This is a genomic window from Allobosea sp. 05T422_2, from assembly GCF_056396265.1.
Genome location: NZ_JBFTLD010000003.1, coordinates 64,100 through 86,078, shown reverse-complemented (window position 1 = coordinate 86,078; position 21,979 = coordinate 64,100). Strand labels below are relative to the sequence as shown.

General features: G+C 65.4%; 27 protein-coding genes. 18 read left to right on the top strand and 9 right to left on the bottom strand.

Annotation, left to right across the window (positions count from 1 at the left end; genetic code table 11):
- The 7 genes from AC1DJT_RS01400 to AC1DJT_RS01370 form a co-directional block, all read left to right on the top strand.
- Nucleotides 1-104, top strand: a 104-nt coding sequence (locus tag AC1DJT_RS01400; protein WP_476833382.1) for an RNA polymerase factor sigma-54, incomplete at its 5' end; no start/stop codon positions are given.
- Between the two features lie 166 nt (nucleotides 105-270).
- Complete coding sequence (hpf, locus tag AC1DJT_RS01395; RefSeq protein WP_113514942.1) at nucleotides 271-858, top strand: ribosome hibernation-promoting factor, HPF/YfiA family; 588 nt, start codon at nucleotides 271-273, stop codon at nucleotides 856-858.
- Nucleotides 859-943: 85 nt separating this feature from the next.
- A complete protein-coding gene (ptsN, locus tag AC1DJT_RS01390) occupies nucleotides 944-1,405 on the top strand; it encodes a PTS IIA-like nitrogen regulatory protein PtsN (protein ID WP_441507274.1) in 462 nt (153 codons plus the stop codon).
- 115 nt (nucleotides 1,406-1,520) lie between these two features.
- Nucleotides 1,521-3,137 (top strand): fumarate hydratase, encoded by a 1,617-nt coding sequence (locus AC1DJT_RS01385; RefSeq protein WP_441507273.1) that lies wholly within the window; start codon nucleotides 1,521-1,523, stop codon nucleotides 3,135-3,137.
- The gene (locus tag AC1DJT_RS01380; protein WP_441507272.1) at nucleotides 3,134-3,472 is read left to right on the top strand and encodes a hypothetical protein; all 339 of its coding nucleotides are present in this window, start codon (nucleotides 3,134-3,136) and stop codon (nucleotides 3,470-3,472) included. Before AC1DJT_RS01385 ends, AC1DJT_RS01380 begins: the two co-directional genes overlap by 4 nt.
- Nucleotides 3,473-3,508: 36 nt before the next feature.
- Nucleotides 3,509-4,165: an MBL fold metallo-hydrolase gene (locus AC1DJT_RS01375; RefSeq protein ID WP_441507271.1), complete on the top strand. Its 657-nt coding sequence runs from the start codon at nucleotides 3,509-3,511 to the stop codon at nucleotides 4,163-4,165.
- A gap of 112 nt (nucleotides 4,166-4,277) precedes the next feature.
- Nucleotides 4,278-4,889 carry a LysE family translocator gene (locus AC1DJT_RS01370; RefSeq protein ID WP_441507270.1) on the top strand — a complete coding sequence of 204 codons (612 nt, stop codon included), beginning with the start codon at nucleotides 4,278-4,280 and terminating at the stop codon, nucleotides 4,887-4,889.
- A 182-nt stretch (nucleotides 4,890-5,071) separates the two neighbouring features.
- Here AC1DJT_RS01370 and AC1DJT_RS01365 read toward each other — a convergent pair whose 3' ends face one another.
- From AC1DJT_RS01365 to efp, 3 genes are all read right to left on the bottom strand, one after another.
- The gene (locus AC1DJT_RS01365; RefSeq protein ID WP_441507269.1) at nucleotides 5,072-5,557 is read right to left on the bottom strand and encodes a GNAT family N-acetyltransferase; all 486 of its coding nucleotides are present in this window, start codon (nucleotides 5,555-5,557) and stop codon (nucleotides 5,072-5,074) included.
- Nucleotides 5,558-5,563: 6 nt separating this feature from the next.
- Complete coding sequence (locus tag AC1DJT_RS01360) at nucleotides 5,564-6,082, bottom strand: DUF1993 domain-containing protein (protein ID WP_441507268.1); 519 nt, start codon at nucleotides 6,080-6,082, stop codon at nucleotides 5,564-5,566.
- A 94-nt stretch (nucleotides 6,083-6,176) separates the two neighbouring features.
- Nucleotides 6,177-6,770: an elongation factor P gene (gene efp / locus AC1DJT_RS01355; protein WP_441490200.1), complete on the bottom strand. Its 594-nt coding sequence runs from the start codon at nucleotides 6,768-6,770 to the stop codon at nucleotides 6,177-6,179.
- Between the two features lie 91 nt (nucleotides 6,771-6,861).
- Between efp and epmA the strand changes: the two genes are divergently transcribed.
- The 8 genes from epmA (at nucleotide 6,862) to AC1DJT_RS01315 (ending at nucleotide 12,436) form a co-directional block, all read left to right on the top strand.
- On the top strand, nucleotides 6,862-7,926 hold the full coding sequence (epmA, locus tag AC1DJT_RS01350) for an EF-P lysine aminoacylase EpmA (protein WP_441507267.1): 1,065 nt from the start codon (nucleotides 6,862-6,864) through the stop codon (nucleotides 7,924-7,926).
- Nucleotides 7,923-8,975, top strand: coding sequence for a lysine-2,3-aminomutase-like protein (locus AC1DJT_RS01345; RefSeq protein WP_476833381.1), 1,053 nt, complete (start codon nucleotides 7,923-7,925; stop codon nucleotides 8,973-8,975). The genes epmA and AC1DJT_RS01345 overlap by 4 nt, the downstream gene beginning before the upstream one ends.
- A gap of 32 nt (nucleotides 8,976-9,007) precedes the next feature.
- Nucleotides 9,008-9,652: a DsbA family oxidoreductase gene (locus AC1DJT_RS01340; RefSeq protein WP_441507265.1), complete on the top strand. Its 645-nt coding sequence runs from the start codon at nucleotides 9,008-9,010 to the stop codon at nucleotides 9,650-9,652.
- Between the two features lie 70 nt (nucleotides 9,653-9,722).
- Nucleotides 9,723-10,481, top strand: a complete 759-nt coding sequence (locus AC1DJT_RS01335; RefSeq protein ID WP_441507264.1) for a hypothetical protein — start codon at nucleotides 9,723-9,725, stop codon at nucleotides 10,479-10,481.
- A 25-nt stretch (nucleotides 10,482-10,506) separates the two neighbouring features.
- Nucleotides 10,507-11,091 carry a histidine phosphatase family protein gene (locus tag AC1DJT_RS01330; protein ID WP_441507301.1) on the top strand — a complete coding sequence of 195 codons (585 nt, stop codon included), beginning with the start codon at nucleotides 10,507-10,509 and terminating at the stop codon, nucleotides 11,089-11,091.
- Nucleotides 11,088-11,795 carry an orotidine-5'-phosphate decarboxylase gene (gene pyrF, locus AC1DJT_RS01325; protein WP_441490195.1) on the top strand — a complete coding sequence of 236 codons (708 nt, stop codon included), beginning with the start codon at nucleotides 11,088-11,090 and terminating at the stop codon, nucleotides 11,793-11,795. Before AC1DJT_RS01330 ends, pyrF begins: the two co-directional genes overlap by 4 nt.
- A 41-nt stretch (nucleotides 11,796-11,836) precedes the next feature.
- Entirely contained in the window at nucleotides 11,837-12,124 is a 288-nt protein-coding gene (locus tag AC1DJT_RS01320; RefSeq protein WP_069877716.1) for a DUF1330 domain-containing protein, read from the top strand.
- Between the two features lie 3 nt (nucleotides 12,125-12,127).
- A complete protein-coding gene (locus AC1DJT_RS01315; RefSeq protein WP_441490194.1) occupies nucleotides 12,128-12,436 on the top strand; it encodes a DUF1330 domain-containing protein in 309 nt (102 codons plus the stop codon).
- Here the strand turns inward: AC1DJT_RS01315 and AC1DJT_RS01310 are convergent.
- The 6 genes from AC1DJT_RS01310 to AC1DJT_RS01285 are packed head-to-tail and all read right to left on the bottom strand — an operon-like array spanning nucleotide 12,421 to nucleotide 18,319.
- Nucleotides 12,421-13,302, bottom strand: coding sequence for a glucosamine kinase nucleotide-binding domain-containing protein (locus AC1DJT_RS01310; RefSeq protein ID WP_476833380.1), 882 nt, complete (start codon nucleotides 13,300-13,302; stop codon nucleotides 12,421-12,423). The two genes, AC1DJT_RS01315 and AC1DJT_RS01310, sit on opposite strands and share 16 nt — an antisense overlap.
- Complete coding sequence (murA, locus tag AC1DJT_RS01305; protein WP_476833379.1) at nucleotides 13,299-14,558, bottom strand: UDP-N-acetylglucosamine 1-carboxyvinyltransferase; 1,260 nt, start codon at nucleotides 14,556-14,558, stop codon at nucleotides 13,299-13,301. Before murA ends, AC1DJT_RS01310 begins: the two co-directional genes overlap by 4 nt.
- Nucleotides 14,558-15,007: a GNAT family N-acetyltransferase gene (locus tag AC1DJT_RS01300; protein ID WP_476767800.1), complete on the bottom strand. Its 450-nt coding sequence runs from the start codon at nucleotides 15,005-15,007 to the stop codon at nucleotides 14,558-14,560. The genes murA and AC1DJT_RS01300 overlap by 1 nt, the downstream gene beginning before the upstream one ends.
- The gene (locus tag AC1DJT_RS01295) at nucleotides 15,004-15,822 is read right to left on the bottom strand and encodes an ABC transporter permease (RefSeq protein ID WP_441507261.1); all 819 of its coding nucleotides are present in this window, start codon (nucleotides 15,820-15,822) and stop codon (nucleotides 15,004-15,006) included. The genes AC1DJT_RS01300 and AC1DJT_RS01295 overlap by 4 nt, the downstream gene beginning before the upstream one ends.
- Nucleotides 15,822-16,772 (bottom strand): ABC transporter permease, encoded by a 951-nt coding sequence (locus tag AC1DJT_RS01290; protein WP_441507260.1) that lies wholly within the window; start codon nucleotides 16,770-16,772, stop codon nucleotides 15,822-15,824. Before AC1DJT_RS01290 ends, AC1DJT_RS01295 begins: the two co-directional genes overlap by 1 nt.
- 17 nt (nucleotides 16,773-16,789) lie before the next feature.
- Nucleotides 16,790-18,319 (bottom strand): ABC transporter substrate-binding protein, encoded by a 1,530-nt coding sequence (locus AC1DJT_RS01285; RefSeq protein ID WP_476767799.1) that lies wholly within the window; start codon nucleotides 18,317-18,319, stop codon nucleotides 16,790-16,792.
- Nucleotides 18,320-18,472: 153 nt separating this feature from the next.
- Between AC1DJT_RS01285 and AC1DJT_RS01280 the strand changes: the two genes are divergently transcribed.
- The 3 genes from AC1DJT_RS01280 to AC1DJT_RS01270 all read left to right on the top strand — a co-directional run bounded on the left by AC1DJT_RS01280 (nucleotide 18,473) and on the right by AC1DJT_RS01270 (nucleotide 21,826).
- Nucleotides 18,473-19,576 (top strand): anhydro-N-acetylmuramic acid kinase, encoded by a 1,104-nt coding sequence (locus tag AC1DJT_RS01280; RefSeq protein WP_476767798.1) that lies wholly within the window; start codon nucleotides 18,473-18,475, stop codon nucleotides 19,574-19,576.
- Between the two features lie 60 nt (nucleotides 19,577-19,636).
- Nucleotides 19,637-20,391 (top strand): IS5 family transposase gene (locus AC1DJT_RS01275; protein ID WP_476833378.1). Its coding sequence is split into 2 segments (ribosomal slippage): nucleotides 19,637-19,970 and nucleotides 19,970-20,391, totalling 756 coding nucleotides; the frame shifts between segments, so codons are not numbered across the junction.
- 118 nt (nucleotides 20,392-20,509) lie between these two features.
- Nucleotides 20,510-21,826: an IS701 family transposase gene (locus AC1DJT_RS01270; protein ID WP_476767796.1), complete on the top strand. Its 1,317-nt coding sequence runs from the start codon at nucleotides 20,510-20,512 to the stop codon at nucleotides 21,824-21,826.
- Nucleotides 21,827-21,979 lie beyond the last annotated feature (153 nt).

Below are 21,979 nucleotides of genomic sequence, written 5' to 3'. Positions count from 1 at the left end.
ATATTGCTCGGCGCACCGTGGCGAAATACCGCGAGTCCCTGCGCATTCCGTCCTCTATGGAGCGTCGGCGCGAGAAGGTGGCGATGGCGCTGGGAGGGCGCTGAACCCGCTCGGCTTTTTCTCCGCCCGAGTGAGCCCGATCGGATGCCTTTCGCTGCCGTCGGCTGGCGGCGACTATTCCGCAGCGCTCATTGACAATGGCGACTCCCCGTCCTTACCTCAGTGAGATGATCGATCACTGATCATGGCGACAAGAAGGGGAAGCACTCCATGAGCTTGCGAATCTCCGGCAAGAATCTCGATGTCGGCGAGGCCCTGCGGGGCCAGGCCGAGGAGCGCGTGGCCGCCGCCCTCAGCAAGTATTACGAGGGCGGATATCAGGGCCATGTCACCGTCGACAAGGACGGTACCGCCTTCCGGACGGACGGGGTCTTGCATCTCTCCTCCGGCATCACACTCGAAGCGTCCGCTACGGCGCATGATCCGTATGCGAGTCTCGACAAGATGGCGGAGCGCATTGAGAAGCGGTTGCGTCGGTACAAGCGGCGGTTGAAGGATCGCTCATCCGCAATGAATGGTCGTGCCTCCGGGGTGGAAATCCCCAGCTATGTGATTGCGGCCCCTGATGATGAAATCGAGGAGGCTGAGGCCGTTTCTGGCGGTGACAACCCTGTTATCGTGGCGGAATCGACCAAATCCTTCCACGAATTGACCGTTAGTGATGCAGTCGCCGAGCTTGACCTCACTGGTGCGCCCGTCGTGATCTTCCGCCATGCTGGCAATGGGCGGATGAACGTCGTATACCGCCGCCGCGATGGCAACATCGGCTGGATTGACCCGCCGGCCTCGCTGTCTTGAGCCCCGGCAGGCGGTAGCCCCGGTTATCACTCCTGACCCGTGGCGCTGGGTGAGAACCCGGCACGGGACATGCATGGACTGGCGCATGACCCTCACTGATCTTCTGACGCCCGCAGCCGTGGTCTCCCCGCTGCGGGCCAATGGCAAGAAGCAGGCGCTGCAGGAACTGTCCCAGCACGCCTCCGTGCTCACTGGGCTGCCTGAGCGCGAGCTTTTCGAGGCCCTGCTGCAACGAGAACGCCTTGGCTCGACCGGGATTGGCGACGGCATCGCGATCCCCCACGGGCGCATGCCTGGAATCGACCGGCTCGTCGGGCTGTTCGCCCGCGCCGAGAAGCCGATCGATTTCGAGGCGCTGGATGGCCAGCCCGTCGATATCATTTTCGTGCTGATCGCGCCGGAAGGGGCGGGGGCTGATCATCTGAAGGCGCTTGCCCGCGTCGCGCGCGTCCTGCGCAATCAGGCCGTGCTGGAGCAGGTGCGGCGCGCCCATGACCCGGCCGCCATCTATGCGATCCTGGCGGAGACCGCCGCGAAGGCTGCCTGACACTGGAACCGTTCAAGCCTGGGCTTGGACTGGAGGGCGCAAGCCGCTATGACGCCGGCATGACCGGCGCCGCATGCTGTAGCCGCGGCGCATCCTGTTTCGGAGCCAGTTCCTCATGGCCTACACGCATGTCGATCTCTTCCCTCTCGGCGAGGACAAGACCCCCTATCGCAAGCTCGGCGACGCGGGCGTCACAGTCGAGACGATTGGTGACCGCGAGGTCCTGAGCGTTTCGCGCGAAGCGATCCGCCAGCTCAGCGAACAGGCCTTCATCGACATCAACCACCTGTTGCGCCCGGGCCATCTTGCCCAGCTGGCCAAGATCCTCGACGACCCCGAGGCGACCTCGAATGACAAGTTCGTTGCCTTCGATCTCTTGAAGAACGCCAATATCGCGGCTGGCGGCGTGCTGCCGATGTGCCAGGACACCGGCACCGCGATCATCATGGGCAAGCGCGGTCGCAAGGTCTGGACCGATGGCGATGATGAGTCGGCGCTGGGCGAGGGCGTGGCCGATGCCTACTACAAGCGCAATCTGCGCTATTCGCAGGTCGCGCCCCTCTCCATGTTCGAAGAGAAGAACACGGCGACCAACCTGCCGGCGCAGATCGATATCTATGCCGAGGGAGAGGACGCCTACAAATTCCTCTTCGTGGCCAAGGGCGGCGGTTCGGCCAACAAGACTTTCCTGTTCCAGGCGACGCCCTCGCTCCTCACCAAGGACCGCATGATCGCGTTCCTGAAGGAGAAGATCCTGACGCTGGGCACGGCCGCCTGCCCGCCCTATCACCTTGCCATCGTCATTGGCGGCACCTCGGCCGAGCAGAATCTCAAGACCGTCAAGCTCGCCTCGACCAAATATCTCGACGAACTTCCGACAAAGGGTTCTCCCTCGGGGCACGCTTTCCGCGATCTCGAGATGGAGGAGGAGATTCACAGGCTGACGCAGTCGCTCGGCGTCGGTGCACAGTTCGGCGGCAAGTATTTTTGCCATGACGTTCGCGTCATCCGCCTGCCGCGTCACGGCGCCTCGCTGCCGATCGGCCTTGGCGTGTCCTGCTCGGCCGATCGCCAGGCCAAGGGCAAGATCACCCGGGAGGGCATCTTCCTCGAGGCTCTCGAGACCAATCCGGCCAAGTACCTGCCTGAGGTCGAAGACGCGTCGCTCGGTGGCGATGTCGTCAAGGTCGATCTCAACCGGCCGATGAGCGAAGTCCTCGCGACGCTCAGCAAATACCCGGTCAAGACCCGGCTTTCGCTGACCGGCACCATCGTCGTCGCCCGCGATTCGGCCCATGCCAAGATTCGTGAGCGGCTCGAGAACGGGCAGGGCATGCCCGATTATTTCAAGAACCATCCGGTCTATTACGCCGGTCCGGCCAAGACGCCCGAGGGTTTGGCCTCCGGCTCCTTCGGTCCGACGACGGCCGGGCGCATGGATTCCTTCGTCGATCAGTTCCAGTCCTTCGGTGGCTCGATGGTCATGCTCGCCAAGGGCAACCGCTCCTCGGCGGTGCGCGAGGCTTGCGCCCGGCATGGCGGCTTCTATCTCGGCTCGATCGGCGGCCCGGCGGCGCGCCTCGCTCAGGACTGCATCCGCAAGGTCGAGATCCTGGAGTATCCGGAGCTCGGCATGGAGGCGGTCTGGCGCATCGAGGTCGAGGATTTCCCCGCCTTCATCGTCATCGACGACAAGGGCAACGACTTCTTCAAGGAGCTGAACCTCGGATGATGCGGCTTTCGGCTGGCCTTGCCCTGATCCTTGTTCTCGCGGCGCCTCCCGTCCTGGCGCAGGGGAGGGCTGGCGCTCCGGCGGACTGCCAGCGGGATCTCTTCCAGAACGAGGCCGGCATGCGCCGTGAACTCACCCGCCTGCAATCTGCCGGCACAGCCGACCAGGCCACGCAATGCCGCGTCTGGCGCGAGCATGTCACCTATCTTCAGGGCGCGCGCTCCGTCTTCGCAACCTGCCAGGCTGGACGGCAGCGCGAGGAGAATGTCGCGCAGATGGACACCTCCATCTCCGAATACCGGGTGCTTCTCGCCAATCGCTGCAAGGCGCGCTGAGCAGGTGCCCACCCCTTACGGAAAGGCAAAGATCGCATGACCGAGCAGGCTGCCACCCCCCTGAATGTCGCCGTCGTACCGGTGACTCCGTTCCAGCAGAATTGCTCGGTCATCTGGTGCACCCGCACCAAGGAAGCAGCGGTGGTTGATCCCGGTGGTGATGTCGACCGCATTCAGGACGCGCTGAAGGAACTCGGCGTCAAGCCGGTCGCGATCTGGCTGACCCATGGCCATATCGACCATGCCGGCGGTGCGGCCGATCTTGCCGATGCGCTCGCTGTGCCGGTCATTGGTCCGCATGAGGCCGACAAGTTCCTGCTCGACGACCTGCCGGCTTCGGGGCTGCGCTTCGAGATGCGCGGCATTCGTCCGGTCACGCCGACGCGCTGGCTTGCCGAGGGCGAAACGGTGTCGATCGGCGATGTCGCCTTTTCGGTGCAGCATGTGCCCGGCCATACGCCCGGCCATGTCACCTTCTTCCAGAAGGACGCGCATTTCCTGCTTGCGGGCGATACGGTGTTCGCAGGCTCGGTGGGGCGCACCGATTTTCCCTATGGCAGCCATGAGACGCTGATTGCCGGCATCAAGGCCAAGCTCCTGCCGCTGGGCGACGATGTCCAGTTCCTGCCGGGACACGGGCCGGCGAGTACGCTCGGTGAGGAGCGGCAGAACAACCCATTCCTGCAGGATTGAGGGCACAGGCGCTCCGCGCCCGGTGCTCGTACAGGTTGTGGAGGGCGCGCGCCACAGCGATTGACGTAAGGGCGTAGCTCACTAGTTTGGCGGCATAGCACGGAGCGCCGCCATGAGCCTCGAATTCCTAATCACCTCCCTCATCATCGTTGCCTCGCCGGGCACGGGCATGATCTACACCGTGGCAGCGGGCCTCTCGCGGGGCGCGCGCGCAAGCGTCGTCGCGGCCTTCGGGTGCACGCTCGGCATCGTGCCCCACATGCTCGCGGCGATCATGGGATTGGCGGCGCTGCTGCACACGAGCGCGCTTGCCTTCCAGATCTTCAAATATCTCGGTGTGGCCTACCTGCTCTACATGGCCTGGAACACACTCCAGGAACGCGGGGCCCTGCAGGTCGAGCAGAAGGTCGACACGCGCTCTGCACTGCGCGTGACGATCGATGCGGTTCTGGTCAACCTGCTCAATCCGAAGCTCTCGATCTTTTTCTTCGCATTCCTCCCACAGTTCGTCAGCGCGGATGCGACCAATCCCATGCCGGAAATGCTCGCGCTGAGCGGCGTGTTCATGCTGCTGACCTTTGTGGTCTTCGTGGTCTATGGGTTGTTCGCAGCGTCTGTCCGCAACCACGTCATCTCCCGGCCGCAGGTGATGACCTGGATGCGGCGCATCTTTGCCGGCGCCTTCGTTGCACTCGGTGCGAAGCTTGCCGTGGCGGATCGCTGAAACCTGCGTCCCGGGGCCCTCGGGCCCCGGAAACGCCAACGGCCATGTCCAGAACGGGCGCGCGTACATCCGGCGTCACACGTTCGGCTCATGGCCGTCTTCAACGAGGATGGAGGACAGTGGAACGCCCTCGACATCGCCGTGAACATCAAATGGGGAGGGGCTGTCCCGATTTCAAGGGCTTATGACGCGCTCGGCCGCCATTCATAGAGAATGTCCGGCTCTCCTTCGACATTTCGGCAGCCATCGTTCATGTCGATGGTCTTGAAGCCGTGCTTCTCGTAGAAGGCGCGGGCGCGTGCGTTGCGCTGGAAGCAGAAGAGATGCAGCCGCTGTGGGCTGCGCTCCCTGGCCTTGGCGAGGAGCTGTGAGCCGAAGCCTTGCCGATAGTGACCGGGCTTCAGATAGAGTTGATCGAGATCGTCGCCGTCGAGCGCCATGAAGCCGACGACCTCGTCGCCCAACCGGGCAACCCAGTTCTCGCCGCGCGCCAGGCGATCATGGATGATCCAGTCGCGCACTGCCTCATCGCTATGGACTCGGCGCAGCCAGGGCAGTGCATCAGCCCGGGCGGCGAGGTAGAGATCGGCGATGGCGGCGGCGTCCGACGCAGCCGCGCGCCCGATAATGGCCAGGTCGCCCGATTTCGTCGAGACAGCCGCGGCCATCAGGCGTTACGCCTCGAAGACGTCGGCGAGGAAGTCGCGCTTGCCGATGTCAAATCCGTTCTCGCGCAGGATCGCGTAGGCGGTGGTGGCATGGAAATAGAAATTGGGCACGGCAAAGCGGGTCAGATAGGCCTCGGCCGTCATCGTGACCGTCTGCTGCGGACCGCGCGGGAAGGTAACGTCCTTGCCGATGCCGCTTTCGAGGGCGGCATCGTCGATGCTCTGCACGAAGGCGAGCGTCTTGGCGATCCGCTCCTTCAGTTCCGGGAAGGTCTTCTCCTCATCCGGGAATTTCGGGTTCTCGCCGGCGCTCACGCGCGCCGCAGCATTCTTGGCGAAGTCGCAGGTGAGCTGGATCTGTCGGGTGAAGGGCAGCATGTCCAGCGCCAGGCGGCTGTTGAGCAGGACCTCGGGCTGGATCTTGCGGGCTTCCGCCTGCGCCACAGCCTTGTCGAGAATGGCGTCGAGCGCCTTCAGGGTCTGGATAATGCCCGCGAAGGCGGCGGCATGAACGGAAATCGGCATGATGCAGGATCCCTCAAAAACGAAACGGGCCCGGAAGGGCCCGTTCCACTATCGATAATACTGCTGGCCCGTCGATGACAGGGGCAGGGCTGCATCAGTCCTTGGCGCGCTCGACATAGGAGCCGTCAGCCGTCATCACGACGATGCGGGTGCCGGGTCCGATGTGGGGCGGCACGGCGGTGCGCACGCCGTTGGTCAGGATCGCGGGCTTGTAGGAGGACGAGGCAGTCTGACCCTTGGTCACCGGCTCGGTCTCGGCAACCTCGACCGTGACGCGCTGCGGCAGCTCGATTGCGACAGCCTTGTCCTCGAAGACCGAGAGAGAGACCTTCATGCCTTCCTGCAGATAGGGCGCCGTGTCGCCGACCACGGAGTTGTCGACATGGATCTGGTCGAAGGTCTCGGGGTTCATGAAGACGTACTGTTCGCCGTCCTGGTAGAGATAGGTGAAATCCCGGTCTTCGACATAGGCGCGCTCGACCTGCTCGGTCGTCTTGTAGCGCTGCGTCATCTTCACGCCGTCGGAGATGCGGCGCATGTCGATCTGCGTCGTCGGGGTGCCCTTGCCGGGAAAGAAGCTCTCAGCCGAGATGACGGAGCAGAGATGCCCGTCGAGTTCGAGAACGTTGCCCTTGCGAACGGAGCTGGCGATGACCTTGACCACGTGAGTTTCCTTGCTGGTGCGCATCGAGCGCGCGCGCTATGCGGATTTCGTCGCCGCGGAACTACCGCATTCGCGGGCGAAACGGAAGCTTGCAGAGATTCTTAACCGAGGTTCGATGGTCGAGGGACATCCGCCCTGGTGGCGGCGGGACATTCATGCCGACCGCCGGCCCGCATTGCTGGCGCGCGGACGCATCAAGGCAGCGCTGAGACGCTGGTTCGAGGCGCGCGACTTCATCGAGGTCGAGGCGGCGATCCTGCAGGTCTCGCCGGGCAACGAGACACATCTGCACGGCTTCGCGACCGCGCTGATCGACGATGCCGAGGGCGTGCATCCCTATTACCTGCACACGTCCCCGGAATTCGCGGCCAAGAAGCTGCTGGCGGCCGGCGAAAGCCGTATCTTCGATTTCGCCCGGGTGTTCCGCAATCGCGAACGCACGGCGCTGCACCATCCCGAATTCACCATGCTGGAATGGTACCGCGCCGGCGAGGATTACGACGCGCTGATGGCCGATGCCGCGGCTCTGCTGGCCGAGGCGGCCCGCACCGCTGGCGCAAGTCAGCTGCACTGGCGGGGGCTGGTCGCCGATCCTTTCGCCGAACCCGAGCGCCTGACCCTGCATGATGCCTTTGTCCGACATGCCGGCATCGAGCTGCTCGCGACCATCGCGGAGAACGGGGCGACCGATCGAGAGGCTCTCGCCGCAGCTGCRCTGGCTGCCAATATCCGGCTTGCTGGGGACGACAGCTGGTCTGACATTTTCAGCCGGGTTCTCTCGGAGAAGATCGAGCCGCATCTTGGTCGCGGTTGCGCCACCATCCTTTGCGAATACCCGATCTCGGAGGCGGCCCTGGCGCGGCCGAAGCCGGACGATCCGCGTGTCGCCGAGCGTTTCGAGCTCTATGCCTGTGGTGTCGAGCTTGCGAATGCCTTTGGCGAACTGACGGACCCGGCCGAACAGCGTCGGCGGTTCGAGGCGGACATGGACGAGAAGCAGCGCATCTACGGCGAACGCTACCCGCTCGATGAGGATTTCCTCACAGCGCTGGATGCGATGCCTCCGGCCTCCGGCATCGCGCTCGGCTTCGATCGGCTGGTGATGCTCTGCACCGGTGCGCGCCGGATCGAGGACGTGCTCTGGACGCCGGTAGCCGAAGCGGGCAGGACACGCCGATGACCGCCCATACCCCTCTTCGCAGCATCGACGCGCTTGTGGCGCGGGGGCTTGTCGTGCCGGCGCGGCGTGAGGCGCTGGATGCGGTTGCCGAACGTTACGCCGTTTCCGTCACTCCCGCGATCGCGGCATTGATCGACCCGTCCGATGCGGCCGATCCGATCGCGCGCCAGTTMATCCCCGATGCGGCGGAACTGCTGACCATGCCGCAGGAAATGGCCGACCCGATCGGAGACGACGCGCATTCGCCGGTCGAGGGGGTGGTTCATCGCTATCCCGACCGCGCGCTGCTGAAGCTCGTCCATGCTTGCCCGGTCTATTGCCGCTTCTGCTTCCGGCGCGAGATGGTCGGCCCCGGTGGCGCCTCGCTTGCCGGAGAGAAGCTCGACGCGGCGCTGGCCTATCTCGCGTCGCGGCCGGAGATCTGGGAAGTCATCATGACGGGGGGCGACCCGTTCATCCTCTCGGCGCGCCGCGTGCGCGAGGTCGCCAAGCGGCTGGCGGCGATCCCGCATATCAAGGTGACGCGCTGGCACACGCGGGTGCCGGTGGTCGACCCCGAGCGGATCACGGCCGATTACGCCCGCGCCCTGCGCGTGCCCGGCAAGGCGAGCTACATCGCCATTCATGCCAACCATCCGCGCGAATTCACGCCGGCGGCGCGTACCGCGATCGCGCGCCTCGCCGATGCCGGCCATGTCCTGCTCAGCCAGAGCGTGCTGCTCAAGGGTGTCAATGCCGATATCGAGACCTTGGCTGCGCTCATGCGCGCCTTCGTCGRGAACCGGGTGAAGCCCTATTACCTGCACCATCCGGATCTCGCACCGGGCACCTCCCATTTCCGGCTGTCTCTGGCGGAGGGACAAGCGCTCGTCAAAAGCCTGCGAGGCCATCTTTCGGGCCTGTGCCAGCCGACCTATATCCTCGATATTCCCGGAGGGKCCGGCAAGATTCCGGTCGGTCCATCCTTCCTTTCGGGCTGCGAGATGCCGGGCGCCGAGGCGCAGGCTGAAGACCGTTTCGGTACGCAGCATTCCTACCCGCCAGCTTGAGTACCAGCGCGGCGCATCGCCAAGGAGCGATCATGCAAGAGAAAATGCCCATCGCCATCGTGTCGGATGTGGTCTGCCCGTGGTGCTTCATCGGCAAGGCGCGGCTCGAGACGGCGCTGGCCAATCACGGCCTGACCGACCGCGTCGCCATCACCTGGCTGCCCTATGAACTCAATCCGGACATGCCTGCGGAAGGTGCGGACCGGGCGAGCTATCTCGATGCCAAGTTCGGGCCCGGCAAGCGCAAGGAAATCGAGATCAGGCTCTCGGAAGCGGCACTCGAAAGTGGTGTGACGTTCAACTGGTCGAAGGTCATGCGTACGCCCAACACCCGTATGGCCCATATGCTGATCGCGGCCGCGTCCACCGTGCAGCGCGGCAGTGAGATGAAGGCAGCCCTGTTCAAGGCCTATTTCCAGGACGGGCGAGATATCGGCGATCTGGAGACGCTGGTGGCGATMGCGACCGAACTCGGGTTCGAGGAAAATGCGGCTCGCGACGAACTCACCAATGATGAATTGCGTGAGACGATCATCGGCCTCGAGGCCCACGCCCAGAAGGTCGGGGTGACCGGGGTGCCTTTCTTCATTGTCGACGGCAAGCTCGCGGTTTCGGGCGCGCAGACGCCGGATGTCTGGACCAAGGTCTTTGCCCAGCTTGCGCGCGAGACGGCGTGAGCGAGAATATCTCCGGTTTTCGTTTGCCTCCGCGCTGGTCTAGAAGGGGCCGGCGGGGGGCAGAGTCGAGATGAGATCGGACGCGACGACACGGGCCGTTACGACTGCGGACGGCCGATTGACGATCGAGGGCGAGCGCAATGCGTTCGTACAGAGCCCGGCCCGGCACCTCCTTCTTGAAACGGGGCCGCTCGATGTGGTCTCAGGCTATGCCAGCCAGAACGGTTCGCTCGGTTCCGCTGCTAGACTTCGCGGATTTGGCTCCCTGGGGCGCGATTGGCTCGGGCGTGCCGGATTTGCGGACCGTGCTCAGCACGTCGCGCTGAGCATACGGGCCCTTCCTGAAACCGGCGAAGGCAAGATGCTGCTCAGGCTGGGTTTTGACGACGAAGCGGATGCTCCGCATGCCGGGGCCTTTTCGGCCGATCTTTTCGTCTCCGCACCGGTCTATGCCGAATTGAAGAGCGATCTGCAGGCGGGCCTGGTCGATGCCATCTCGATCTCGGCGGCGACCAATCTCTGGATCAGCGATGCCGATCGCGATCCGCCGGCCGGCGGCCCTGTGACCTGGTATCTCGGTATCGAGGCGGACGGTCGCACGAGTGGCAGTGCCAAGGGGCTGGTGCAGAGCCTGAGCTGGTCTCAGCGCGGGCGCAGGCAGGAAGAGCCGCATCCGGTGCTTGCTGTCCATCCCACTGGAGCTGCGGGTGAAGACCCGGAGGACGGTATCGAGTTCCGCAAGCTGCGCCAGATGACCGTGCTCAATCGCTGGATGATGAATCTGCTGATTGCGCTGATCGCCATCATGTTCGTGCTGGCTTTGAAGTGATGTTCATGTGCGAAGGTCCGATGTGATGGGTGTCGTCCGCTATCTCAGCCACCCCCAGGTCAAGATTGATCCAGCCGTGCCTGTGCCCGATTGGGGGCTGTCGGATATCGGCCGGGCACGGGCCCAGGCCTTTGCGGCTGCGCCTGGGCTCGTCGGAACCCGGCTCGTCGTCTCGTCGGCCGAGCGCAAGGCGATCGAGACGGCCGAATGCGTCGCGGAGCAGCTCGGCCTCACCGTCAAGATCCGCGAGGCCATGCACGAGAACGATCGGTCGGCCACGGGTTTCCTGCCGCCGTCGGAATTCGAGAAGGTGGCCGACGAGTTCTTCGCCAATCCCGAGCTGAGCGTTCGCGGCTGGGAGCGTGCGCTCGATGCGCAGTTGCGGATCGTTCGGGAAACAGAAGCCGTACTGGCCGCGGCGGGGGATGGCGACATTCTGCTCGTCGGCCATGGCGGGGTCGGCACCTTGCTGCTCTGCGCTACGTCTGGCTGGCCGATCAAGCGCCTGCGCGATCAGCCCGCAGGCGGTGGCAATCTCTTCGCATTCGACGTAACGACGCGAATCGTGCAGCACGGCTGGCAATCGATTGAGGAGTTCGCAGCGTTATGACCGCCAAGATCAACGATCTTCGTGACCGCATGATCGTGGCGCTCGACGTGCCGACGATCTGGGACGCCTACCGCATCGTGTCCGAACTGGGCGATGGGGCGAGTTTCTACAAGATCGGCTACCGCCTCGCCTTTGCCGGCGGGCTCGACCTGTCCCGTCAGCTGATCTCGGAGGGCAAGAAGGTCTTTCTCGACCTCAAGCTGCACGACATCGGCAACACGGTCACCGAGGGGGTCGATTCCCTGACCAAGCTCGGCGTCACCTTCCTCACMGTCCACGCCTATCCGCAGACCATGCGCGGAGCGGTCGAGGGGCGGGCCGACTCCGATCTGAAGCTGCTCGCCGTCACCGCGCTCACCTCCTACGATGATGGCGATCTGCGCGATGCCGGCTACGGCCTCGCCGTGCGCGATCTCGTGCGCCTGCGTGCCCAGCAGGCCCGCAGCGCGGGCATCGACGGTATCGTCTGCTCCGCCGCCGAGACCGAGATCGTGCGCGACATCATTGGTCCCGACATGGTCATCGTGACGCCCGGCATTCGCCCCGCGGGAAGTGCCGCCGGCGACCAGAAGCGGACCCTGACGCCCGGCGAGGCGATCCGCGTCGGCGCCGACTATCTCGTCATCGGGCGCCCCATTATCCGCGCGGCTGACCCGCGTGCGGCGGCTGCCGCGATCATGGACGAGATCGCCGCGGCTTCGTAGTCTGGCCGGATCAGGTTTCAACCAAAGAACGGAAGCTGGAAATGCCCAAGGGATATGTCATCGGTCGCGCCATGGTCTCCAACGCGACGCTCTGGGCGGTCTACGCCGCCAAGGCCTCCGAGGTGATCAAGCAGTATGGCGGTACGCCGATCGTGCGTGGCGGCCAGATGACGGTGGCCGAAGGCGAGGGCCGGGCCCGCAACGTCGTCATCGAATTCAAGGATTTCGAGACGGCCAAGGCCTATGCGAATTCGCCGGAATATGCTGCGGCCCGCAAGGAGCGCGAAGGCGCTGGCGAGATCGATCTCGTTGTCGTGGAAGGGCTCTGAGCCATGGCGAAGGGATATTGGGTCGCCCGCGTCGATGTCGAGGATCCGGAGGCATACGCCAGGTATCGCACCCTGAATGCCATCGCCTTCGCCAAATTCGGCGCGAAGTTCCTGGTGCGTGGCGGCGAGTACAAACTCGCGCGCGGCGAGGGACGCAAGCACAACGTCGTCATCGAGTTCAAGGACGAGGCAACGGCGCGCGCCTGCTACGAGTCGCCTGAATACCAGGAGGCGACCAAGCATCTGGCGCAGGCGGGTCAGTCCGACCTCGTCATCATCGGGGGCTATGACGGGCCTCAGCCCGGCGCGTGATGCCTCCGCACCAGCGATAGCGCGCCTGCAATCGCATCGCCTCTGACGGCGGAGAGCCTGCGCCTGACATCGGGCGCAAGCCAGGCCTCCATCGCGGAGGACAGGCCGCCGATCAGCGCAACGCGTGGCACCTCGCGCTCGAACAAGGTGCGCACCATGGCGTCGATCAGGGCCGCGCCATTCTGCATGATGGCCCGGGCATGCGAGTCGCCGAGGTCCGCATGGCGCAGCACCAGGGGCGCGAGCGTCGCGTAATCCGTGGCGTGGGCCTTGTCCATCCAGGCGATGACCTCGAACGGATCGCCCTGGAACCTGGCCAGGACGTCCGTCGTGAAGCGCGTTTGCGGCTCCCGGCCGTCATGGGCACGCAGCGAGACGCGAATGGCGGCAAGGCCGAGATCGGCGCCGCTGCCCTCGTCACCAACCGGGAAGCYGTAGCCGCCAATCCGAATCTCGCGTCCGTCGACGCGGGCGAGGCCGATCGAGCCGGTGCCGATGATGATGATCCCACCGTCCTCACCGGCATGAGCGCCAAGGCAGGCGCCGAGCCCATCGCTCTCGAAGACTGTGACGGCGAAGGGGCTTGTCCAGCCTGCAAGCTCCTCCTGCATGCCCTTGCGGCCGATGCCGGCAAGGCAGATTCCGGCGCGGACCCGACTGAACTGATCCTCGCTGAGGCCAGCCTCGCTCATCGCGCCGCGCGCTGCCTGCATCACCGCGGCAAGCGAGGCCTCCAGACCGAGACGGAGCGAGGCCGGCCCCGCGATGCCCGAGCCGAGCACCTCTCCCTGGGCGGTCTCGAGCCGGCAGCGGCAGCCAGTGCCGCCGCCATCGACACCAAGATACAGATCGGCCACAGCGCTCATGCGCCGACCCGTTCGATATCGGCGCCGCAGCGCCTGAGCTTGCGGTCGAGAGCCTCATAGCCGCGGTCGAGATGGTAGATGCGGCTGACCACGGTCTCGCCCTCGGCAGCGAGCCCTGCGAGCACGAGGCTGACCGAGGCGCGCAGGTCGGTCGCCATGACCGGCGCCGCCTTGAGCGCTTCGACGCCGCGCACCATGGCGCTGGTACCCTTCAGCGTGATGTCGGCGCCGAGCCGGACCAGCTCCGGGACATGCATGAAGCGGTTCTCGAACACCGTTTCGCGGATCAGCGAGGTACCGTCCGCCACGCTCATCAGCGCCATGAACTGCGCCTGCAGATCGGTCGAGAACCCGGGATAGGCCTGGGTCATGATGTCGATGCCGGTGAGACGGCCTGGCCGCGACACCATCAGCCCGCGATCGGTCGGCCAGAGTCTGACGCCGGCGGCTTCGAGCGCTTCGCCGACGGCTGCGAGATGTTCGAGCCGTGCGCCGACCAGTTCGAGTTCGCCGCCGGTGATCGCGGCCGCAACCGCATAGGTGCCTGCCTCGATGCGGTCGGCGACGATCTCATATGTCGCTGGCCYGAAGCTCTGGGCGCCCTGGACCTGCAGGCGATGGCTGCCGATACCCTCGATCCTGACGCCCATTGCGACGAGGCAGCGGGCGAGGTCGAGGACCTCCGGTTCCTTCGCCGCGTTGACGATCTCGGTTTCGCCGCTGGCAAGGCCCGCCGCCAGCAAGGCGGTTTCGGTGGCTCCGACCGAGGAGAAGGGAAAGACGATGCGCGCGCCGCGCAGACCGGCGGGAGCATTTGCCTCGATATAGCCGCCGGCGACGCTGATTTCGGCGCCGAGGGCCTCAAGCGCCTTCAGGTGAAGGTCGACCGGGCGTGCGCCGATCGCGCAGCCGCCGGGCAGGGAGACGCGGGCATGGCCGAAGCGGGCGATGAGCGGCCCCAGCACCAGAATGGTCGCGCGCATCTTGCGGACGATGTCATAGCTCGCATCCCGCGGCGCGGCTTCGCTGGCGTTGAGCGTCAGCGCATCCGCCGCGCGCCCGGAGAAGCTGACGCCGTACCCTTCCAGCAGGGCCTGCATTGTCCCGATATCGACCACATCAGGCAGGTTGCGCAGGGTCAGTGGCTTGTCGGAGAGGAGCGCGGCTGCAAAGGCAGGCAAGGCGGCATTCTTGGCGCCGCGGATATCGACGGTTCCGGACAGCCGCTGGCCGCCGCGGATCAGGAGCTTGTCCATCAGGGGGCCTCTTGCGCGCGTTCGGGGGACTTCTCATAGCGCAGGAAGCGGTGCTCCGCGCCGGCGAAATCGCGGCTGTACTCGCTGGCTCGATGCCAGCCAGCCCGCTCATAGAAGCGTCGCGCGCCCATATTGGCCGCGAAGACCTCGAGCGAGCAGGCGCCATTCGCCTCGGCATGGGAGAGCAGGGCTGCTCCATGGCGGCGGCCGGTCTCGGCCACGAAAAGCATGATGACATGACCGTCGAGCAGCAGCAGGACGCCTCTGACGCCGCCATCGTCCAGGACTGTGAGATGCTCCAGGTCCCGTTCGAACCGGGCCTCGAAATGCGCAACGTCATAGGTCGACGCCGCATCGCCGATGATGGGACGGAAGCTGGTCTGATAGGCTTGCGCAAGGATGGCTGCCGCCGGAGCGATATCGCCAGGCTCTGCCTTGCGGATGATCACGACCGGCCCCGCAGACGGGGATCGAGTTCATCGCGGAGCGCGTCGCCGAGCAGGTTGAAGCCGAGCGAGAGGAAGAGGATGCCGAGCCCGGCGAAGATCGCGTTCCAGGGCGAGAGCAGCACGAAATTGCGCCCTTCCGCCAGCATCAGCCCGAGCGAGGGCGTCGGCGGCTGGGTACCGAGGCCGAGGAAGGAGAGCGAGGCCTCGACCAGGATGGCGGCCGACAGCAGCAACGAGGTCTGGACCAGGATCACGGAGGCCAGATTGGGCAGGATATGGCGCAGCATGATGCGCAGGTCCGAGGCGCCGATCGAGCGGATGCCGGCGACGAAGTCGCTCTCGACCAGAACGAGGGCCGGGCCACGGATCAGTCGTGCGAAGATCGGCACATAGACGACCGCAATCGCGATGGCGGCGCTTTCCGTTCGCGGCCCGAGCATGGCGATGATGCCGATGGCGAGCAGCATCACGGGAAAGGCGAAGAGAATGTCCATCAGCCGCATCACGATGCGCTCGCACCAGCTGCGATAGAAGGCTGCGAGGAGGCCGAGGCCGCCCCCGACGAGCAGCGCGAGGCCGACGGCGATGCCGCAGGCGATCAGGGCGGTGCGGTAGCCATAGAGGATGCGCGCCAGGATATCGCGGCCGAGATGATCGGTGCCAAGCCAATGCGCGAGGCTCGGCCCCTTCAGGCGGGCGACGATGTCCTGGGCGAGCGGGTCATAGGGCGCAATCAGGGGGGCGGCGAGCGCCAGCACGATCTGCAGCGTGACGATGATGCCCGCTGCGATGGCGATACGGCGGCTCTGGCTCATCACGTAGTCCTGAGCCTTGGGTCGATCAGCGCATAGGCGAGATCGACCAGGGCGTTCACCAGCACGAAGCCGACGGTGACGATGAGGATGGTGGCCTGGACCAGCGGGTAGTTCCGCTCGGCGATGCCGCCGAGGATCAGCCGCCCGAGGCCCGGAATCGAGAAGACCTGCTCGACCACGATCGCGCCCCCAAGCAGATAGCCCGTCATGATGCCGACGCTGGTGACGAAGGGAATGAGCGCGTTGCGGAGCGCATGCCGGTAGAGCACCGCGGTCTCCGAAAGCCCCTTGGCGCGGGCCGTGCGGATATAGTCCTGGCTGAGCGCGTCGAGCATCGCTGTGCGGACAAGGCGCGACAGATTGGCAAGGATCGGCAATGCCAGCGCGATCGCCGGCAGCAGCAGCCGCTGCAGGTTACCGAGCGGGTCCTCGCTGAACGGGACATAGCCGAGCGAGGCGAAGCTTGGGGCCAGGCTTGCCACGGTGATCAGCATGACGATGCCGAGCCAGAAGGACGGGATGGTGAGCCCCGCGATCGCGCCGATGCGCAGGACGAGATCAGCCCGTCCGCCGCGCCAATGCGCCATCAGGCAACCGACGGGCACAGCGAGGCCGGCGCCGATGACGAGCGCCAGCACGGTGAGCTGCAGGGTCGGCCAGATCTGGGCCGTGATTTCCTGGAGCACCGGCCGGCCGGTCCAGATCGAGGTGCCGAAGTCACCGTGGAGCGCTCGCCCGAGCCAGCTCAGATATTGCTCGAGCAGCGGCCGGTCGAGCCCGAGTTCGCTGCGCATCGCCGCAACGCGTTCCGGCGTCACTTCGGTATTGGCGCCGAGCATGATCGCGACCGCATCGCCCGGGATMAGCCGGATCATCATGAAGACGATCACGGAGATTCCGAAGAGCACGATCGCGAGGTCGAGGCAGCGCTGGAGCAGATGGCGGAGCATGCCTCGACCGTGCCGGATCAGCGCAGGCTGGCGCGGCCGAGCGAGACCAGCGAGCGGTTGGCGTAGATGTCATAGCCCTGCAGGTTGCCGCGCACGGCGCTGAACAGGGTGGGATAGGCGATATGGGCCGCCGGGCCCGAGCAACCGAGGATCTTTTGCGCGTCGCGATACGCCGCCTGCCGCGCTGGCTTGTCGAGTGTCGCGCGGCCCTTGTCGAGCAGCGCATCGAGCTCGGGGTTGCTGTACTTGAAGACGTTGGTCGATCCTCCCGTGCGGAACGCGCGGTAGAAATAGTCGTCGGGCTCGATGCTGCCGGCATTGGTCGAGGCGAAGAGGTCGAAATTCGAGTTGCGCCAGTCCTGTACGAACTGGCCTAGCTCGGGGTTCTTCAGCTCCACCTTGAAGCCGGCCTTGCCGAGCTGCTGCTGCACGACCTGGGCGATGTCGCGGATGTCCTGCCGCGGCAGGACCGTCATGTTGACCGAGATCGGCGTGGCGATGCCGGCTTCCTTGAGCAGTGCCTGGGCCTTGGCCGGATCATGCGTGTAGCAGGGCAGGTCCTTCACATCGACCGCCCAGTCCTTCAGCACGGGAGGCAGCGGGGCAGCCGGTGCACCGCTGCCGAACAGCGCTGCGTCGATGATCTCCTTGCGGTTCAGGGCGTAGTTCAGCGCCTCGCGCACCTTCGGATTGTCGAAGGGCGGCTTGGAGACGTTCATGCCGATCAGCGTGTAGGCGAGCTCCATCGTCTCGCGGATCGCCACATTGGGCTTGCCCTTGAGCTGAAGCGCGGTGGCTGCATCGATATGCGGCAGCAGCGCGAACTGGCCATTGCCGATTCCGACCTGGCGCGTGGCCGCTTCGGGAACGAAGTTGAACTTGACGCCTGCAAGCTTCACCTCGGCCGCATTCCAGTAGCCGGCATGCTTGGCGAGTCGGATGAAGCCGTTCGGCTGCCATTCCTCGAACTTGAACGGGCCGGTGCCCATCGGCGCGCGCTGCAGCGCGTCCTTGTTGCCCTCGAGCCCGCGTGGGACGATCGCGATGCCGGTCAATGATGCGAGCAGCGGGGCCGACGGCTCCTTGAGCTTGAGCTTGAGCGTGGTMGCGTCGACGGCCGTTGCGCTTTCCAGCGCTCCGAGGCGGCTCGCGAGCGGCGAGCCGACATCCTTCGAGAGCACCCGCCGCAAGGACGAGGCGGCGTCTTCCGCTTCCATCGGCTTGCCGTCATGGAAGGTCACGCCGGAGCGGAGCTTGAAGGTCACGGTCTTGCCGTCGGCGGACGCGGTCCAGGACTCGGCCAGGCCGGGGATGATGTTGAGGTCCTTGTCGAGCGCGGTCAGTCCTTCATAGATCGGGCCGAGCACGAGCTGCGACGAGGCGAAGGCTGTGACGATATGGGGATCGAGCCCTGCGGGAGAAGCCTCGACGGCGACCTCGAGCACCTGGGCGGACGCAGCACCGGCGATCAACGCGAAGGCCGTGGCAGCGATGCTGCTGCGCAGCGCGCGGCATCGTCCCGAACCCTGCTTCATGGCGCGATACATGGCCCATCCCTCCCGGCAGACGGCGCATTCTCGGGCGCTCGTGCGATCAGTTTCGCATATGGACCACTTAGGGACCAATCTGGACAACGCTTASCCGATCGCCTAGAGCCAGTGCAAGCCTTGAAGCTTGCCATGGGCATTAGGGAACGGAAGATGCGCGATCTGGCCAAGCAGACACTGACCGCGATCGGCGTGATCAGCGGCACGTCGATGGACGCGATCGACGTCTCCATCGTCGAGAGCGATGGCCGCGAGACGCTCCGCTTCGGCGCCGGCGCTTCCTACCCTTATCCGGCACAGACGCGGCGTGAACTTCAGGCTCTGATTGCCGAGGCCGAACGAGCGGTCAAGGAACCGCTGCTCGAGCTGGAGGCGGCTGTCACCGCCGCCCATCTCGATGCGGTCAGGCGCTTCATGGCCGAACAGGCGCTCGATCCGCAGAGCATCGACCTCGTCGGCCTGCATGGCCAGACCGTCTACCACCGGCCGGAAATCCGCTTCACCCGCCAGCTCATCGACGGGCCGGCGGTTGCAAGAGCGCTTGGCGTCCCGACCGTCGATCGCTTCCGCTACGCCGACGTTGCGGCGGGCGGCGAGGGGGCTCCCTTCGCGCCGCTCTATCACCGTGCGCTGGCGCAGGGGCTGGAGCAGCCCGTGATGGTGCTGAACCTCGGTGGCGTCGGCAATGTCACCTATATCGACGGCGACGACGTGATCGCGTTCGACACCGGTCCGGCCAGCGCGATCCTTGACGATTTCGTCTTGCGGCGGTTGGGCCGTGAATACGATGCCGGCGGGGCACTGGCGGCGAGCGGGCAGATGCGTGAGGACCTCGTGGCAGATTTCATGGCGAATCCGTTTTTCGAACGCCCAGCGCCGAAATCTCTGGACCGCAATGATTTTCATCGCCGCGCCAAGGGCGTGGAAGCTCTCTCCGACGCCGATGGCGCCGCAACCCTCGCCGCCTTTACGGTGGAAAGCGTGGTCGCCGCGCTGCGTCATGTGCCGAAGGCGCCGAGGCGCTGGCTGGTCACGGGCGGCGGTCGCCTGAACAGTCATTTCATGGCGAGGCTGCATGAGCGCCTCGGTGTGCCGGTCGAGCCCGTAGAGGCTGCTGGCTGGGCTGGCGATGTCATCGAGGCGCAGACCTTCGGTTATCTCGCGATCCGCTCGGTCAAGGGCCTGCCGCTCAGCCTGCCCGGCACGACCGGCGTGCCGGAACCGCTGACCGGCGGGCGGCTCAACCTGCCGAGCTAGGCTCAGGACCTATTAATTAGGAATGATCTGTGATTCACGGTCTCTGACGAGGAGGCGGTGATGGATGATTTGTTCCTGCTGAGCGAGCCGCAGATGGCGCGGATTTCGCCGTACTTTCCGCTGTCGCACGGGGTCGCACGGGTCGACGACCGGCGCGTGGTAAGCGGGATCGTCTATGTGATCCGCAACGGCCTGCAATGGAAGGACGCGCCCAAAGGCTACGGCCCGCATAAGACGCTGTACAACCGCTTCATCCGCTGGAGCCGGCTCGGCGTGTTTGACCGGATATTCGCGGGCCTGGCCGGCGACGGACCGAAACCCGAGCGGATCAYGATCGACGCCACGCATCTCAAGGCCCATCGCACGGCGGCGAGCCTGCTCAAAAAGGGGCTGTTCCCCGTCGTATCGGGCGCACCAAGGGCGGACTGAACTCCAAGCTCCACACCGTCTGCGACGGTGAAGGCCGCCCGATCATCCTGCTGCTCTCGGAAGGCCAGATGAGTGACCACAAGGGCGCAAGCCTCGTGCTCGACGCGCTGCCGCCCGCCAAGGCCCTGATCGCCGATCGCGGGTACGACAGCGCGACATTCCGCGAGGCGCTTCTCGCCAAGGGCATCGAGCCCTGCATCCCGTCGAGCCGGAGCCGCAAGATCCCCTTCGAATACAACAGGGTGCTCTACCGCCAGCGCCACAAGGTCGAGAACCTCTTCGCAAAGCTCAAGGACTGGCGGCGCATCGCAACCCGATACGATCGCTGCGCTCACACATTCTTCTCAGCCATCTGTATCGCGGCAGCCGTCATCTTCTGGATCTAAGCAATGAGTCCTGAGCCTAGCACTACTTTGGCAGATTTTTAGAATGGCTGGCGTTTTTGGGATTCCCGGGGCGCGATTTGCGTGATTCATAGGGGGTCGGCTTTCTGGAGGGCCGGCCATGGACGATACTTGGAAGTCCGATCTTGAGGGGTGGCTTTCGCCCTTTCTGGATGCTCTACGGCACAAGGTGCGGGCGAGGATGTGTCCGGCTTATGTGGCGGGGCTGATCGGCGCGGGAGATCGCAAGAGCATCCAGCCGATGGCGGCCCGCGACGGCGGTGTCGGCTACGACCAGCTTCATCACTTCATCGCCAGCGGTGTTTGGGACACCGTGCCGCTGGAGAAGGTCTTGCTCACCGAGGCGGACAGGATGGTCGGCGGCGCGGACGCCTGGCTGATCGTTGACGACACGGCTCTGCCGAAGAAGGGCGAGCGCTCGGTCGGTGTCGCGCCGCAATACGCCTCGGCCCTGGGCAAGAACGCGAACTGCCAGACACTGGTGTCGCTGACGCTGGCTTCCGGCGAGGTTCCGATCATGGTGGGGTTGCGGCTGTTCCTGCCCGAGAGCTGGACGAGCGATCCCACACGACTGGCCCGGGCCGGCGTGCCGGACGGTCATGGAGGCTACCGGACCAAGCCCGAGATCGCGCTCGCCGAGATCGATCGGGCGCGCACGGCCGGCCTGCGCTTCGGCTGTGTGCTGGCCGATGCCGGTTATGGCCTCTCTGCGCCGTTCCGTCAGGCTTTGAGCGAGCGTGGCCTCACCTGGGCCGTCGGCATAGGAGCGCGCCAGAAGGTCTATCCGGTCGACGTGGCTCTCGTCTTCCCCGTCTCCGGGCGCGGCCGCCCGCGCAAGAACCATGTGCCCGATGCGAAGTCGGTCTCGGCGGAGAAGACGCTGGCGGCGGCGCCCTGGCGCACGCTCAGCTGGCGGCGTGGGACCAAGGGGCTGCTGAAAGCCCGCTTCGCCGCCATGCGGATCAAGGTGGCCGACGGGCCGCCCCAGAGGATCGGCGACATGGGACAGCAGCATCTGCCGGGAGAAGAGGCCTGGCTGATCGGCGAACACCGCTCGAATGGAGAGCGCAAATATTACCTCTCGAACCTGCCCGCCGACACCTCGCTCAAGCGCCTGGCCGGCGCGATCAAGGCGCGCTGGATCTGCGAGCAGGCGCATCAGCAGTTGAAGGAGGAGCTCGGGCTCGACCACTTCGAGGGACGATCATGGACGGGGCTGCATCGGCACGCCCTCATGACCATGATCGCCTATGCCTTCCTTCAATCCCGGCGCCTCAAGCAGGCGAAGCGGGAAAAAAAGAATCCAGGGCCCGCCACCGCAGCCGACCCTGCCAAAGGTCCGCGCGGCCATCATCGCCAAGCTCGAACGGCCGCCGCCAACACGATGTCCGCATTGCCGCCGACAACTCAGTTCTAAAAATCTGCCAAAGTAGTGCTAGTCTTCGCGTCGGCGGCGCGCTTCGGGCAGCCAGCGCCGGGCCCCGCATCGCAGCATCCGCAATCCGACCTTTGGCGGCGCAGCCCAATGATGAATTGGCCCGCCGCGGCGCGATCGGCTGGCTTGCCTTGC

Bases quoted from the DNA above. Each gene is read 5' to 3' on its own strand.
- ptsN (WP_441507274.1), top strand. From the start codon at position 944: ATGACCCTCACTGATCTTCTGACGCCCGCAGCCGTGGTCTCCCCGCTG.
- AC1DJT_RS01330 (WP_441507301.1), top strand. From the start codon at position 10,507: ATGGGTGTCGTCCGCTATCTCAGCCACCCCCAGGTCAAGATTGATCCA.
- hpf (WP_113514942.1), top strand. From the start codon at position 271: ATGAGCTTGCGAATCTCCGGCAAGAATCTCGATGTCGGCGAGGCCCTG.
- AC1DJT_RS01385 (WP_441507273.1), top strand. From the start codon at position 1,521: ATGGCCTACACGCATGTCGATCTCTTCCCTCTCGGCGAGGACAAGACC.
- AC1DJT_RS01315 (WP_441490194.1), top strand. From the start codon at position 12,128: ATGGCGAAGGGATATTGGGTCGCCCGCGTCGATGTCGAGGATCCGGAG.
- AC1DJT_RS01280 (WP_476767798.1), top strand. From the start codon at position 18,473: ATGCGCGATCTGGCCAAGCAGACACTGACCGCGATCGGCGTGATCAGC.
- AC1DJT_RS01370 (WP_441507270.1), top strand. From the start codon at position 4,278: ATGAGCCTCGAATTCCTAATCACCTCCCTCATCATCGTTGCCTCGCCG.
- AC1DJT_RS01335 (WP_441507264.1), top strand. From the start codon at position 9,723: ATGAGATCGGACGCGACGACACGGGCCGTTACGACTGCGGACGGCCGA.
- efp (WP_441490200.1), bottom strand. From the start codon at position 6,770: ATGCGCACCAGCAAGGAAACTCACGTGGTCAAGGTCATCGCCAGCTCC.
- AC1DJT_RS01295 (WP_441507261.1), bottom strand. From the start codon at position 15,822: ATGAGCCAGAGCCGCCGTATCGCCATCGCAGCGGGCATCATCGTCACG.
- AC1DJT_RS01360 (WP_441507268.1), bottom strand. From the start codon at position 6,082: ATGCCGATTTCCGTTCATGCCGCCGCCTTCGCGGGCATTATCCAGACC.
- AC1DJT_RS01380 (WP_441507272.1), top strand. From the start codon at position 3,134: ATGATGCGGCTTTCGGCTGGCCTTGCCCTGATCCTTGTTCTCGCGGCG.
- AC1DJT_RS01365 (WP_441507269.1), bottom strand. From the start codon at position 5,557: ATGGCCGCGGCTGTCTCGACGAAATCGGGCGACCTGGCCATTATCGGG.
- AC1DJT_RS01270 (WP_476767796.1), top strand. From the start codon at position 20,510: ATGGACGATACTTGGAAGTCCGATCTTGAGGGGTGGCTTTCGCCCTTT.
- AC1DJT_RS01375 (WP_441507271.1), top strand. From the start codon at position 3,509: ATGACCGAGCAGGCTGCCACCCCCCTGAATGTCGCCGTCGTACCGGTG.
- AC1DJT_RS01320 (WP_069877716.1), top strand. From the start codon at position 11,837: ATGCCCAAGGGATATGTCATCGGTCGCGCCATGGTCTCCAACGCGACG.